The organism is Porphyrobacter sp. CACIAM 03H1 (assembly GCF_002215495.1).
Classification (GTDB): domain Bacteria; phylum Pseudomonadota; class Alphaproteobacteria; order Sphingomonadales; family Sphingomonadaceae; genus Erythrobacter.
Genome location: NZ_CP021378.1, coordinates 624,063 through 638,018, shown reverse-complemented (window position 1 = coordinate 638,018; position 13,956 = coordinate 624,063). Strand labels below are relative to the sequence as shown.

General features: G+C 68.7%; 8 protein-coding genes. 3 read left to right on the top strand and 5 right to left on the bottom strand.

Features of this window, described 5'->3' with window-relative positions; genetic code table 11:
- Window positions 1-117 precede the first annotated feature (117 nt).
- Both CBR61_RS03095 and CBR61_RS03090 read right to left on the bottom strand, forming a co-directional pair.
- Window positions 118-2,544 carry an FtsK/SpoIIIE family DNA translocase gene (locus CBR61_RS03095; RefSeq protein ID WP_088913042.1) on the bottom strand — a complete coding sequence of 809 codons (2,427 nt, stop codon included), beginning with the start codon at window positions 2,542-2,544 and terminating at the stop codon, window positions 118-120.
- Window positions 2,545-2,642: 98 nt separating this feature from the next.
- Entirely contained in the window at window positions 2,643-3,179 is a 537-nt protein-coding gene (locus CBR61_RS03090; RefSeq protein WP_233996827.1) for a thiamine phosphate synthase, read from the bottom strand.
- Between the two features lie 22 nt (window positions 3,180-3,201).
- Between CBR61_RS03090 and CBR61_RS03085 the strand changes: the two genes are divergently transcribed.
- The gene (locus CBR61_RS03085; protein WP_088913041.1) at window positions 3,202-3,867 is read left to right on the top strand and encodes a YggS family pyridoxal phosphate-dependent enzyme; all 666 of its coding nucleotides are present in this window, start codon (window positions 3,202-3,204) and stop codon (window positions 3,865-3,867) included.
- A gap of 63 nt (window positions 3,868-3,930) precedes the next feature.
- Here the strand turns inward: CBR61_RS03085 and CBR61_RS03080 are convergent, their stop codons facing one another.
- From CBR61_RS03080 to CBR61_RS03070, 3 genes are all read right to left on the bottom strand, one after another.
- Window positions 3,931-6,246, bottom strand: coding sequence for a TonB-dependent receptor (locus CBR61_RS03080; RefSeq protein WP_088913040.1), 2,316 nt, complete (start codon window positions 6,244-6,246; stop codon window positions 3,931-3,933).
- 130 nt (window positions 6,247-6,376) lie between these two features.
- A complete protein-coding gene (locus CBR61_RS03075; protein WP_088913039.1) occupies window positions 6,377-9,136 on the bottom strand; it encodes a [protein-PII] uridylyltransferase in 2,760 nt (919 codons plus the stop codon).
- Between the two features lie 21 nt (window positions 9,137-9,157).
- Window positions 9,158-10,873, bottom strand: coding sequence for a class I adenylate-forming enzyme family protein (locus CBR61_RS03070; protein WP_088913038.1), 1,716 nt, complete (start codon window positions 10,871-10,873; stop codon window positions 9,158-9,160).
- 194 nt (window positions 10,874-11,067) lie between these two features.
- Between CBR61_RS03070 and lgt the strand changes: the two genes are divergently transcribed.
- A complete protein-coding gene (lgt, locus tag CBR61_RS03065) occupies window positions 11,068-11,973 on the top strand; it encodes a prolipoprotein diacylglyceryl transferase (RefSeq protein ID WP_088913037.1) in 906 nt (301 codons plus the stop codon).
- The gene (locus tag CBR61_RS17260; RefSeq protein ID WP_324616827.1) at window positions 11,877-13,946 is read left to right on the top strand and encodes a class I SAM-dependent methyltransferase; all 2,070 of its coding nucleotides are present in this window, start codon (window positions 11,877-11,879) and stop codon (window positions 13,944-13,946) included. The genes lgt and CBR61_RS17260 overlap by 97 nt, the downstream gene beginning before the upstream one ends.
- Window positions 13,947-13,956 lie beyond the last annotated feature (10 nt).

Genomic DNA, 13,956 nt, shown 5'->3' with positions numbered 1-13,956 from the left:
CGACCGCGCGATGAAGCGCGGATTACGGCGCGTTTACAATTCCGGGACGTTGCCGAAATGCATCTTTGCTGGCGGCCACCTTCGGTGGCGCAGACCGCCCGCCAGCGCGACGGAAAGCTAGATCGGATTCCCGTCCTTGTCGCGGAAGATCTCGCGGCGGCCTACGTGGTTGGCGGGGCCGACGAAGCCGTCCTCCTCCATGCGCTCGATCCACTTGGCCGCCGTGTTGTAGCCCACCCCCATCTGGCGCTGGAGCCAGCTGCCGGATGCCTTCTGGTTCTCGAACACGATCTGGCACGCCTGGCGGTACTTGCGCTCCTCGGGGTTGTCCGAGGCGGTGAGATCGTCATCGAAGCCGAACCCGAAGCCCTCTTCCGGCTCCTCGGTGACCGCGTCGACATATTCGGGGGCGCCCTGCGCGCGCCAGTGCTTGGCGACCGCCTCGACCTCCTCGTCCGAGACGAAGGGCCCGTGGACGCGCACCATCGCGCCGGTGTTGGGCTTGTAGAGCATGTCGCCCCGGCCCAGCAGCTGCTCGGCGCCCTGTTCGCCGAGGATCGTGCGGCTGTCGATCCGGCTCGTCACCTTGAAGCTGATGCGGGTGGGGAGGTTCGCCTTGATCACGCCGGTGATGACATCGACCGAGGGACGCTGGGTCGCCATGATGAGGTGGATGCCCGCCGCGCGGCTCTTCTGGGAGAGGCGCTGGATCAGCACCTCGATCTCCTTGCCGACCGTCACCATCAGGTCGGCAAGCTCGTCGACGATCAGCACGATCTGCGGGAGCGGCTGGTAATCGAGCTGTTCCTCCTCGAACAATTGCTCGCCGGTCTCCGGGTCGAAGCCGGTCTGCACCCGGCGCCCGAGCGGCTTGCCCTTGGCGATCGCGGCGGAGACCTTCTCGTTGAAGGAGTTGATGTTGCGCGAGGAGATGGCGCTCATCATCCGGTAGCGCCGCTCCATCTCCTCGACCGCCCACTTCAGGGCGCGCACCGACTTCGACGCCTCGGTCACTACCGGCGAGAGCAGGTGCGGAATATCGTCGTAGACGCTGAGTTCGAGCACCTTGGGATCGATCAGGATCATCCGAAGCTCGGCCGGCGTGAAGCGGTAGAGCAGCGAGAGCAGGATCACGTTGAGCCCGACCGACTTGCCCGAACCGGTCGTCCCCGCGACCAGCAGGTGCGGCATGGCGGCAAGATCGGCGATCACCGGCTCGCCCGCGATGTCCTTGCCGAGGATGATCGGCAGGTTGCCCTTGGCATCGGCGAAGGCGGCCGCGGCGGCGAGCTCCTTCAGCATCACCGTCTGGCGGTCCTGGTTGGGCAGTTCGATGCCCATCACCGTGCGGCCCGGGATCGGCGAGACGCGCGCGGAGATCGCGCTCATGTTGCGGGCGATGTCCTCGGCGAGGCCGACCACGCGGCTCGCCTTGATGCCGGGGGCGGGCTCGAGCTCGTACATGGTGACCACCGGGCCGGTCCGCACCGCGGTGATCTCGCCCTTGACGTTGAAATCATCGAGCACGTTCTCGAGCAGGCGGGCGTTGCGCTCCAGCGCCACCTTGTCGAGCTTGGGGCCCTTGTCCGCCGGCGGCTCGGCCAGGAGGTCGAGGCTCGGCAGGTTGTAGGGAGCGAACATGTCGCGCTGCGCGGTCTTGCCCGAGGGCGCGCGCTTGGGCGGGGCGGAGGGATCGGAGATTTCCGGCGGACGGCGCGGCTTGTCGTCACGGTCGGGCAGGGCCTCGCCCTTCGGCCGGGGGCGCGGGCGGGCGGGTGCCTCGTCCTCGTCGTCGTCCAGATCGCCGGCGAAGGCCAGCGCCTCCTGCCGCGCGCGGCCCGGCAGGGGCAGGCGCCGCATGAGGCCCGCCAGCGATCCGCCGCCGAGGAATTCGGGCAGGCTCATCAGCACGCGCCAGTCGATCGCGAAGATGCGGGTGAGCAGGGCGACCCCCGTCGCAAGGCAGGTGAGCGCGAGGCCAAGAATCACCCAGCCCTCGATGCCTTCGCCGAAACGCGCCGCCACTGCCTCGATCGCGCCCGCGCCAAGCAGCCCGGCCAGCCCCCCCGCCTGCGCGGGCAGGGTGCCGCCGGGGCCCTGGAACACGAGGCTCAGCACCGTGGCGATGAGAGTCATGGCGATCAGCAGCAGCGCGGTCGGCGTCCACCAGGCGGTGGTCTCCGGCGCCTCGCCGTTCTCGACATCGCGCCACAACTTGCGCGCGGAGACATAGAGCAGCGGGAGCAGCAGCACCCCGGGCAGGCCGAAGATCAGCAGCACGCGGTCGGCCACCCAGGCCCCGGGGCGGCCCATCCAGTTGGCGACCTCGGCCGGGTCGGCGGCGGTGGAGGGGCTAGGGTCGGTCTGGGTGTAGCTGGCGAGCGCAAGCGCGAGGAACACCGCCGCCCCGAGCAGCAGCCCCGCGCCCGTCATCTGCGCGATGCGGCGCAGCGAGCGGCGCAGGCCGGCGCGCCATTCGGCGTCGGTCTGGCGAGCGGGGGTCTGGCGACCGGGTTTGACGGGTGCGACCGCGCGGCTGGCCATGGGGGGAGTCTCCTGTGCGGAACACATCATGAATCCTGCGCGGACTCCGGTCAAGGAAAGAGCGATGAACCGCGTGGTCGCGCGTGCCCCGCGGGAGGTCAGCTCAACCCGTCGATCGCCGCCCAGCGCGTCCAGCGCAAGGCGCGGGCGCGGTGCCGGGTCATGCCGCCGAGCGCGATCACCGGCAGCCCCGCCGCCTTCGCCAGCAGGCGGAAGCGCACCGCGCCGAGCACCCCGCCGCCCGGGTGCGATCGGGTCGGGAAGACCGGCGAGAGCAGCGCAGCATCGGCACCCAGCCGCGCTGCGAGTCCCAGTTCGGCCATGTCGTGCGCGGTGGCGAGGTGAATCAGGCCGCGACGGCGCGGCGACAGCGCTCGGGGCGCGCCATAGATCCCGTCCGCCCCCCACTCGCGCGCGGTGAGGGCCGAATCCGCGAGCACGATCCGGTGCCCCCGCGCCCGCGCCGCCCGCCGCAGCGCGCGGAATCGCGCGAGGCGCTCCGGCCCGTCCAGATGATAGTGCCGGTAGATCAACCCCGAGCCGCGCGGCAGCGCGGCGAGGGCCCGCTCCAGCAACGCATCGTTCCTCGCGTCGGAGATCAGCCACAGGGCGGGGAGGGTCTTTGCGCGGGGCACGCACCCGCTATAGAGCGCCCCGATGGAAAACGCAGCAGCCTCCCGCCTCGCCGAAGTCCGCGCCAACATTGCGCGGATGTGCAAGCCCGCCCGCCGCGAGGCCTCCTCGGTCACGCTCATCGCGGTGAGCAAGACCCATCAGGCCAAGGCGATCCAGCCGCTGATCGACGCCGGCCAGCGCGTGTTCGGCGAGAACCGGGTGCAGGAGGCTGAGGGCAAATGGCCCGCATTGAAAGCGGCCCATCCCGACATCGAGCTGCACCTCATCGGCCAGCTGCAATCGAACAAGGCGGAAGAAGCCGTGGCCCTGTTCGACTATATTCACTCGCTCGACCGCCCGAGCTTGCTGGCGGCGCTCGCGAAGGCGATGGACAAGGCCGGGCGGCACGTGCCGTGCTTCGTGCAGGTCAATATCGGCGACGAGCCGCAGAAGGGCGGCTGCCCGATTGCGGAGCTGCCCGGCTTTCTCGCGCAGGTGCGTGCGACGGGCATCCCGCTTGCCGGGCTGATGTGCATTCCCCCCGCCGACACCGAGGCCGCGCCCTTCTTCGCGCTGCTGGCCAAGCTGGCCGCCGACAATGGCGTGACCGGTCTCAGCATGGGCATGAGCGGGGATTACGAGACTGCGGTGATGCTGGGTGCGACCCACGTTCGGGTCGGCACGGCGCTGTTCGGGCCGCGCGGCTAGACCAGCACAAAAAAAGGCGCCCCGTTGCCGGAGCGCCCTCTTTTCCTTGTCCAAGGCTAAGCCTTAGAACTCGAACATCGCCTCGATGCCGACGTTCCGGCCGCGCATCAGCGGCGAGAAGGTGCCGGCCTGCGGGCGCGCGCCGAACGGGATGCGCTGGCCGCTCGAGTTCGGGCCGCCGAAGGGCACCTGGGTGTCGCCGCCTTCCTGGACCTGGTCGAGCAGGTTGCGCCCGTAGAGCGACAGCGACAGGCCGTCGATCGGGGTGTTCCAGGTGATGTTGGCTTCCAGGTTGCTGAGGTCGTTCAGCCAGCCGAGGTTGTCGTCGGTGTAGGCCGCCTTGTCGCGATACTGGTAGTTCACGCGGGTCAGGATGTTGCTGCTGCCCAGATCCCAGTCGTGGATCAGGCCCGCACCCACCGTGATCGGGGGAACGCGCGGCAGGCTCAGGTCGAGGTCGGCATCGCTGATGACGCCGTCGCCCGAGATGTCGAACAGCACGCGGTCATAGCCCGCATCGATGATCCCGATGTTGGCGGTGAAGGCGAGCGAATCCGACACGCGCATGCGCGCCTCGGCCTCGAAGCCGGTGATGGTGGCATCGGCGGTGTTGAGGATGTTCTGCACCACGCCCGCGCCCGGATCGGCGAGGTTCACCTCGCGCTGCATGTTGCCGACCTTGGTGACATAGCCCGCGACGTTGATCGTGAAGCTGCCGTCCGCGGTCTGGAACTTGCCGCCCAGTTCGTAATTGTCGACCTGCTCTTCGTCGAAGCCGAGCGAGCCGGTCGCGAGGAAGGCGCGGTTGAACACCGGGACGTTGGTGATGCGGAAGTTGTAGCCGCCCGAACGGAAGCCGCGGCTCCAGTGCCCGTAGACCTGGCCGGCGTCGAATTCATACTGCAGGCCGAGCTTGGGCGAGACGTTGCGGAACCGAACGCGGTCGGTGAAGCCGTTGGTCTCGGTCGCCGGGTTGAACGGCCGGGTGCCGGTCGGGCAGAGCGGCGCGGTGATGAAGGAACAGGGCGCGCGCGGCGTGATATAGGTCACTCCGGCGTCCTTGGTTTCCTGGTTCCAGCGGATGCCCGCGATCAGCGACAGGTTGTCGACGAATTCCCACTGGGCGTTCGCGAACAGGCCGATCACCTCGTGGTTCTGGCGGCCGCCGCCGAAGAAGCGGGGGGGCTGCAGCGCGGGCGGAAGATCGCGGCGCAGGGTGCGCACTTCGGTGTAGGCGAGATCCTGTTCGAACCAGAAGCCGCCCAGCGTCAGGTCGAGGCTGTCGAACGACATCGCGTAGCGGATTTCGTTCGAATACTGCTCCTGCGCGGTTTCGGTGTTCGAGTGGAACAGGAAGCGCGGGGTCGCGTCGATGTCGCCGTTGGTGGTGGCGTCATACTTGCGCCAGCCGAACACGTTGGTGAGCGTGCCGGGGCCGATGTCGACGGTCGCGGTGAGCGAGCCGGTCCAGATCTCGTTGGCATAGGCGCCCGGCTCGTCGATCGAGAAATCGAACGAGTTGCGGTCGAAGAAGGCGCGGTTCTGGCCCGAGGGGCCGTCGCCGTCGCTCTCGAAGTAGTCGAGCTTGCCGAGCAGGGTAAGGCCGCCCAGACGCGCTTCGAGCGCGCCGCGCAGGATCTTGGTTTCCGCCGCGCCGTGGTTCGAATTGTCGAACAGGTTGCGGAAATAGCCTTCGTCCTTGTTGTAGTAGGCGCCGACCTTGAACAGCAGCACGTCTTCGACGATCGGGCCGCTGAGCACGCCGCTGACCGTGTAGTTGGCGCCGCCGCGGCCGCCATCGACCGGGCCGTCGACCGCCGCACGGAACTTGCCGCGGAAGTCCTCGGTCGGGTTGCCGGTGTTGATCACCACCGCACCGCCGGTCACGTTGCGGCCGAACAGCACGCCCTGCGGACCGCGCAGGATTTCAACGCTGTCGAGGTCGAACAGGTCGAACACGACGCCGCCGTTGATGCCGAGGTACACGCCGTCGACGAACACGCCGACGGTCGGGTCGATCGAGGGGATCGAGGAGTTGATGCCGAGGCCGCGGACCGTGAAGTTCGCGGTGCCGCGGCTGGTGCCGACCTGGTCGAGGCTGACGGTCGGAGCCTGGAACGAGAGGCCCGAAATGTCACGGATCTTGAAGGCCTCGAGCGTGCCGGCGTTGAACGCGGTCACGGCCAGCGGCACGTCCTGCACGTTCTCGGCATCCTTGGTCTTGGTACCGGTGACGAGGATCTCGTTGATCGCGTCGAGCGAGTTGGTGCGCTCTTGGGCAGCGGGTTCCTCGGCATCCTGCGCCGCGGCGGCGAAGGGGGCCAGCGTCGCGGTGCCGAGCATGAGTGCCAGCTTGCCGAGCCGGAGGGGGCTCCGCATGGGGGTAGCGGTAGTCATGTTATAACTCTCCCTGAGTTGAGGCGCGCCGAATAACAAAGAGTCACGCAATTGCAACCTATCTCGGCACTCCTTCGACGGAGAGCCATCCCGCCCCGATGACGGCGCCCGCTCAGGCCTGTTCGAGCTGCTCCTGGCGCTGGTCGCTCGCGGCGGCGAGCAGCGCCGCCTCGATCTCGGCGAGGCGATCGGGTGCCTTCACCTTCGCAGCGGTGAGATCGGTCACGTAGAAGGTGTCCGCCGCCGCCTCGCCATAGGCGGTGATGTGCGCCGAATGGACGATGAGGTTGGCCTTGTAGAGCGCGTGGGCCAGCCGGTTGAGCAGCGCCGGACGGTCGCGCGCGGTCACCTCGATAACGGTGAAGTGGTTCGAGGCATCGTTGTCGAACCCGACCCGCGGGGCGACGTCGAAAGCCTTGGCGCGCGAGTGCGCAAGCGGCCTTGCCGCCAGCTTGGGCACCAGTTCGACCTTGGCGAGCAGCGCGTCGCGGATGCCCTTTTCGATGCGCGCCATCTGGCCCGCCTCGCGGAAGGGGCGCGCGTTGTGATCCTGCACCAGGAAGTTGTCGACCGCATAGCCGCTGCGCGCGGTGTGGATGCGCGCGTCGATGATGTTGGCGCCGGCGAGGTGGATGCCGCCTGCCATGCGGTAGAACAGCCCGGGGTGGTCGGCGGCGATGACGCTGACGCGGGTCGCACCGCGCGTCTCGTCGACCTCGCAATGGATCGAGAGGTGATCCTCGCTCGCCACGGCGGCGTCGTATTGCACGAGGTTGCTGGCGATGATGTCCTCGGGCTCGGCGATCCAGTAGGCATCGCCGAGCAGCGCGCCGACGGAATCGACGAGGTGGTCCTGATCCTCCAGCAGCCGCGCCACCGCATCCTTCTTGGCCGCGACCCGCTGCTTGCGCCCGGTGCCCTTGTGGCCGAGGCGCAGGCGTTCCTGTGCGGCATCGTAGAGCTCGCCCAGAAGCTGGCCCTTCCAGCTGTTCCACGTCCCCGGCCCCACCGCGCGGATATCGACCGCGGTGAGGATCGCGAGATTCCTCAGGCGCTCGAGGCTCTGCACCTCGGCGACGAAATCCTCGATGGTCTTGGGGTCGGTGAGATCGCGCTTCTGCGCGGTGCGGCTCATCAGCAGGTGGTGGAGCACCAGCCAGGCGACGAGATCGGTCTCCTTCTCGTCGAGCCCGAAGCGCGGGCACAGCCGGTGCGCGACGTCGGCGCCGAGCACCGAATGGTCGCCCCCGCGCCCCTTGGCGATATCGTGCAGCAGCACCGCGACATAGAGCGCGCGGCGCGAGGCGAGCTTGGGAAATTCGCGGGTAGCGCGCGGGTGGTCGGCGACCAGCAGCCCGCGCTCGATCTGCGAGAGTAGCCCGATGGCGCGGATGGTGTGCTCGTCGACGGTGTAGTGGTGGTACATGTCGAACTGCATCTGCGCGTTGACCCGGCCGAAGTCGGGCACGAAGCGGCCGAACACGCCCGCCTCGTTCATCCAGCGGAGCGCCGTTTCGGGGTCCTTGCGGCCGGCCAGCAGGTCGAGGAACAGCGCGTTGGCGCGCTTGTCGCGGCGCAGCTTGCCGTCGATCAGCTTGGCGTCGCGCCCCGCCTGGCGCATGGTTTCGGGGTGGATTTCCAGCCCCTCGGCCTCGGCCAGCTGGAACACCTCGATCAACCGCACCGGATCCTGCCGGAACCACTCGTCGCCGGGCGCACGCAGACGCCCGCCCTCGACCGTGTAGCCCTTGAACTGGCGGGGGCGCTGGGTCCAGCCGGCGAAAAAGCCGGTGCGCGGGCGCTTGCGCGCGAATTCCTCGTCGAGGTGGGCGAGGAACACGCCCGTCAGGCTGCCGACGCGTTTCACCTGGAGGAAGTAGTACTGCATGAACCGCTCGACCGCGCTCTTGCCGGGGCGGTCGGCGAACAGCATCCGCTCGGCCACCTGCCGCTGGAGGTCGAAGGTCAGCCGGTCCTCGGCGCGATCGGTGATCAGGTGCATGTGGCAGCGCGCCGCGAGCAGGAAGGCCTCGGCCCGGCGGAAGCTGCGATATTCGCTCTGCGTCAGCACGCCGACATCGACCAGCTCGGCGGCATTGTCGACGCGGTGGACATACTTGCCGATCCAGTAGAGCGTCTGGAGATCGCGCAGGCCGCCCTTGCCCTCCTTGACGTTGGGCTCGACGACATAGCGGCTGTCGCCCATGCGCTTGTGGCGCGCATCGCGCTCGGCGAGCTTGAGGGTCAGGAACTGGCGCTCGGAGCCCTTGGCGACCTCGTTCCAGAAGCGCGCGCGCAGCTCGTCGTAGAGCGCCTGTTCGCCCCACACCAACCGGCTTTCGAGCAGCGCGGTGCGGATCGTCAGGTCCTCCCGCGCCATGCGGATCGTGTCGGAGACGGTCCGGCTCGAATGGCCGACCTTCAGGCCGAGATCCCACAGCAGGTAGAGCATCGCCTCGATCACCTGCTCGCACCACGGGGCGCGGCGCATCGGGGTGATGAAGGCGATGTCGACATCGGAATGGGGCGCCATCTCGGCGCGCCCGTAGCCCCCCACCGCGAGGATCGCGAGGCGTTCGGCCTGGGTGCGATTGGGGACGGGGTAGAGATGCGCGGTGACGTGATCGTGAATCACCCGCAGCAGCTGGTCCATCAGGAAGCTGAAGCCGGCGGTGACATCGTGCCCCGCCGAGGGCGTTTCCTCGAGCCGCCGTGCCAGCTCCGCGCGGCCCTCGTCCAGAGCCATGCGCAGCGCGGCGACGATCGCGCCGCGCGCGCGGTCCCCGCCTGCCTCGTGGAGCGAGGCGATTTCCTCGGCCAGCGCGCGCCGGTCGATGATCGCGCGCTGGCCGGGGACGCGGCGGGGACTCATGACGACGGGCTCACGTCACGCTCACGCCGCGACGGCCTGATCGAGATAGCGGGCCTTGACCGTGCGCTTGTCGATCTTCTGCGTGCCGAGGCGCGGCAGGGCCTCGTGGGTCAGCCAGATCTGGTGTTCGAGCGGCACCTTGAAGGGCGCGATCCGTTCCAGCAGGAAGGCGCGCAGCTGCGCGGGGGTGATCGCGGGGCGGCCCTCCTTCATCGCATAGACCGCCGCTGGCACCTCGCCGAAGCGCTCGTCGGGCAGGCCGAAGACCGAGCATTCGCCGATGTCGTCATGGGCGTAGATCGCGTCCTCGACCTCGATGCAGGAGATGTTCTCGCCGCCGCGGATGATGATGTCCTTCTTGCGGTCGACGATGAACAGGTAGTCGTCCGCATCGAGATAGCCGAGGTCGCCGGTGCGGAAATAGCCGTCGGCGGTGAACGCGGCCTTCGTCGCTTCCTCGTTCTTCCAGTAGCCGCGGAAGTTCGCGACAGAGCGGATGCAGACCTCGCCCACCTGGCCCTGCGGCAGCGGCTTGCCCTGATCGTCGAGGATCGCGAGATCGACCATCGGCTTGGTCGGCTTGCCGGTCGAACCGGGCTTGGCGAGGTAGTTCTCGTTGAAGTTGCCGCAGCCGACCGCGTTGGTTTCGGTGAGGCCGTAGCCCAGCAGCGGGAAGCCGCCGGGGAAGGCCTCCTTGATGCGGGTCACGTGCTCGACCGGGCGCGGCGCGCCGCCCGCGGCGAAGCTCTTGCAGGCCGACAGGTCGTATTTCTCGCGGTCGGGGTGGTTGGCGATCTCGTAGCTCATCAGCGGCACGCCGACGAAATAGGTGACCTTCTCATCGGCCATCAGCCGGATCGCGAGACCGGCATCCCACTTGGGCATCAGCACCAGCTTGCGCACGATCGCAAAGCTCTGGAGGAACAGCGGCACCTCGCCCGTCACGTGGAACAGCGGCACGGCGACGAGCGCGCAGGGCTGCTCGGTCATGGGGCCTTCCTGGGCCTCGATGTGGACCTTGGCCATCGCGCTGACGCTGACATAGCTCATGATCCCGTGGACGACGCCGCGGTGATCGGACCATGCCGCCTTGGACTTGCCGGTCGAACCCGAGGTGTAGAGGATGGTCGCCATGTCGTCCGGCCCGAGCTGGCCGAGCATCGCCATCGCCGCGCTGGTGCCCTGCGGAACGGCCCAGACGTTGGCGAGGCCTTCGGACGGCGCGTTGCCGTGCGAGAACAGCACCACCTTCGCGCCGTGGTCATGCCCCTCGAGCCGCGCGGCACGGCCCTCGTCGGCGAGCACCAGCTTCGCCTCGGCCAGATCGATCGCATAGGCGAGCTCGTCCCCGCTCGAGAAGCCGTTGAGCAGGGTCGCGCAGCCACCCGCCATCAGGATGCCCATGTAGGCGATCATCCAGTTGGCGGAGTTGCGCGCGGCGATTCCGACGCGGTCGCCCTTGGCGATGCCGTGGGTGGTGGCGAGTCCCTCGGCCACGCAGGTCGCGGCAGCGTAGACTTCGCCGAAGGTGAGCCGCACGTCGCCATCGACAAGGAAGGGGACGTCCTTGTTCTGGCTGCAGAAATGCGCGAAATAATGGGCGAGCGTCGGGGGGGCGGCGGCGAAGGCCGGCATGGTCACCCCGTCGCGGGTGAAGGGCACGGTGGCGAAGGGCTGGCCCTCGGCCGTCAGGGCGGCGATGATCGCGTCGAGCGCATTGTCCAGCTGCGTGGGCATTGCGGTGTTTCCTCTCTCTCGTTGTTGCGGCGTCCGGGACCGGGGTGCGACCCGTCCCGAATGCCTGTCCCATTCCGTTCTGGCGATCCCGTGCCCCTTCCCCTGCCCCGGATGCTGTGCCAGAAGCGCCAGCGCGACCGGGGCCGTTTCGGGACCACCGTTACGGCATATCATTGCAATAAGAGGTTCGCCCCGTGCTGTCACTACTTGCCGCAAGCGGCGCCGCTGCCGATCCGATCTACTGGACCGATCTGGGTCTGAAGCCCGGCATCGAGCTGGGGTTCTTCACCCTGCGGTTCTACTCGCTCGCCTATCTCTTCGGGGTGATCTTCGCCTATTGGCACACCTCGAAGATGCTCAAGGCCCCCGGCGCACCGATGGCGCAGCGCCATGCCGACGACCTGTTCTTCTACTGCACGCTCGGCGTGATCCTCGGCGGGCGCCTGGGCTATGCGCTGTTCTACACCGGGGGCGACACCGGAATCCCCTCGGCCTTCACCGATTTCTCGGGCGACGGATTCATCTCGTGGAAGCTGCTGCGCCTGTGGGACGGGGGGATGAGCTTCCACGGCGGCCTGATCGGCGTGACCGTGGCGATGGCGTGGGTGTCGTGGCAGGGCAGGCTCAACTTCATCCGCGTGGTCGATTACGTGAGCGTCGGGGTGCCGATGGGGATGCTGCTCGGGCGGCTGGCGAACTTCATCAACGGCGAGCTCTACGGCCGCGGGCCGACCGACGTGCCGTGGGCGATGATCTTCCCGAGCGATCCCGCAGAACTGCCGCGCCATCCCAGCCAGCTCTACCAGGCCGGGCTCGAGGGGCTTGCGATGCTGGTCATCATGATGGTTCTGTTCTGGTTCACCCGCGCCCGCTATCGCCCGGGCCTGCTGGCGGGCGTGTTCACGCTCGGCATGGGAATTGCCCGCTTCGTCAACGAATTTTTCCGCGAGCCGGATCAACAACTGGCTGACTTTGCCGCCCGGACAGGGCTATCGATGGGCCAATGGCTGACCATACCGCTTATCCTGACTGGATTGATTGTCGTGATCTACGCGCTGCGGAAGAAGCCGCTGGGCGCGGGGACGGCGGCACCGGCCTGAAGGCCGGAGCGGGCGGGTCGGCGCGCGTCTGGAAAAGCGCGCTCCGGCTGATCGACCCCGAGCCCGATGCCGGCGCGCCGGCGGTCAACCCGCGCGATGCCGCCCGCGCCGCCGCCAAGGCCCGCGCCGAGGCCGCCGCGCGCGAGAAGGCCGAGAGCCTCGCCCGTGCCAAGGCCGAGGCCGAGGAACGCTCGCGCGCCCTGAGGGAAGCCCGCGCCCGGGAGAAGGCCGAGGCCGAAGCACGCGCCCGCGCCGAGCGCGAGGCACGCGAGAAAGCCGCCGCCGAGGCCCGCGCAAGGAAGCAGGCAGAGGCCGAGGCACGCGCCCGCGCCGAAGCGGAAGCGCGCGCGAAGGCTGCTGCCGAGGCTCAGGCGCGAAAGGAAGCCAAGGCGCGCGCGGAAGCCGAGGAAAAGGCCCGCCGCGAGGTCGAGGAACGCGCGCGCCGCGAGGCCGAGGCGGCCGAAGCCGCCGAGCGCGCCCGCGCCGAGGAGGAGGCGCGCCGCATCGCCGAGGCCCGCGCGAAAGCCGAGGCCGAAGCCAAGGCCCGGGCTGCCGAGGAAGCCCGGCTGAAGAAGGAAGCCGAAGCCCGCGCAAGGGCCGAAGCCAAGGCGAAGGCCAAGGCGGAAGCCGAAGCGCGCGCGAAGGCCGCGGCCGAGGAAAAGGCGCGTCGCGCCGCCGAGGAGAAGGCCCGCCGCGAAGCAGAAGCGAAAGCGAAGGCCGAGGCCGAGGAGAAGGCCCGCAAGGAAGCCGAAGAAGCGGCCCGCCTTGCCGCCGAGGAACAGGCCCGCCGCGAGGCCGAGGAAGCCGCCGCCGCCGAAGCTGCCCGGATCGCCGCCGAGGCCGAGGCTGCCGCTGCCGCCGAACGTGCCGCCGCCGAGGCGGCCGCGGCCGAACAGGCGCGGCTCGAGGCGGAAATGCTCGCCCGCGCGCAGGTCGATGTGCCCGCCACGATGAAGCGCCTGATCCGCGAGACCGGCCCCGTCAGCCTCGCGCAGTTCATGGGCGAGAGCAACGCGCGCTACTACGCCAGCCGCGATCCGCTCGGCGAACAGGGCGATTTCATCACCGCGCCCGAGATCAGCCAGATGTTCGGCGAACTGATCGGGTTGTGGCTGGCCGACCTTTGGGTGCGCATGGGCAGCCGCAAGCGCATCCACTATGTCGAGCTCGGCCCCGGGCGCGGCACGCTGGCGAAGGACGCGATCGGGGCGGCGGCGCGCTATGAATTCGCGCCGGAAGTCCACTTCGTCGAGACCTCGGCGAGCCTCCGGAAAATCCAGCGCGAGGCCTTCCCCGATTGTCACCACCACCACGATCTTTCGACCCTGCCCGAAGATGCCCCGCTGCTGATCGTCGCCAACGAATTCTTCGACGCGCTGCCGATCCACCAGCTGGTGCGCTCCGCCGACGGCTGGTTCGACAGGATGGTCGGGCTTGATGGCGACAACTTCACCTTCGTCGCCGGCAAGGAGCGGATGGACCACATCGTCCCGCCCAGCTGGACCAGCGCCGCGCAGGGCGCGATGATCGAGACCAGCCCCGCCGCGGTCGCGCTGATGGCCGAGATCGCCCGCCGCCTGAAGGAGCAGGGCGGCGCGGCGCTGGTGATCGATTACGGCCACCTCGAGCTGCGCTCGGGTTCCACCCTTCAGGCACTGAAGGCGCACCAGAAGGTCGATGTATTCGCCCACCCGGGCGAGGCCGACATTACCGCCCACGTCGATTTCGAACTGCTGAAACAGGTCGCCGAGGATCACGGCGCCGACGTGATGGGTCTCACCTACCAGGGCGAATGGCTGCGCCAGATGGGCATCGACACGCGCATGGAGGCGCTCCAGCGTCGCAATCCCAAGGAAGGCCAGAAGATCCAGCGCCAGCGCGACCGGCTGGTGGAGGACAACCAGATGGGCACGCTTTTCAAGGTGCTCGGGATCTGCGGGCGGCGCTGGCCGTTCGGGGTGGGGTTCGCATGAGGATGACGAG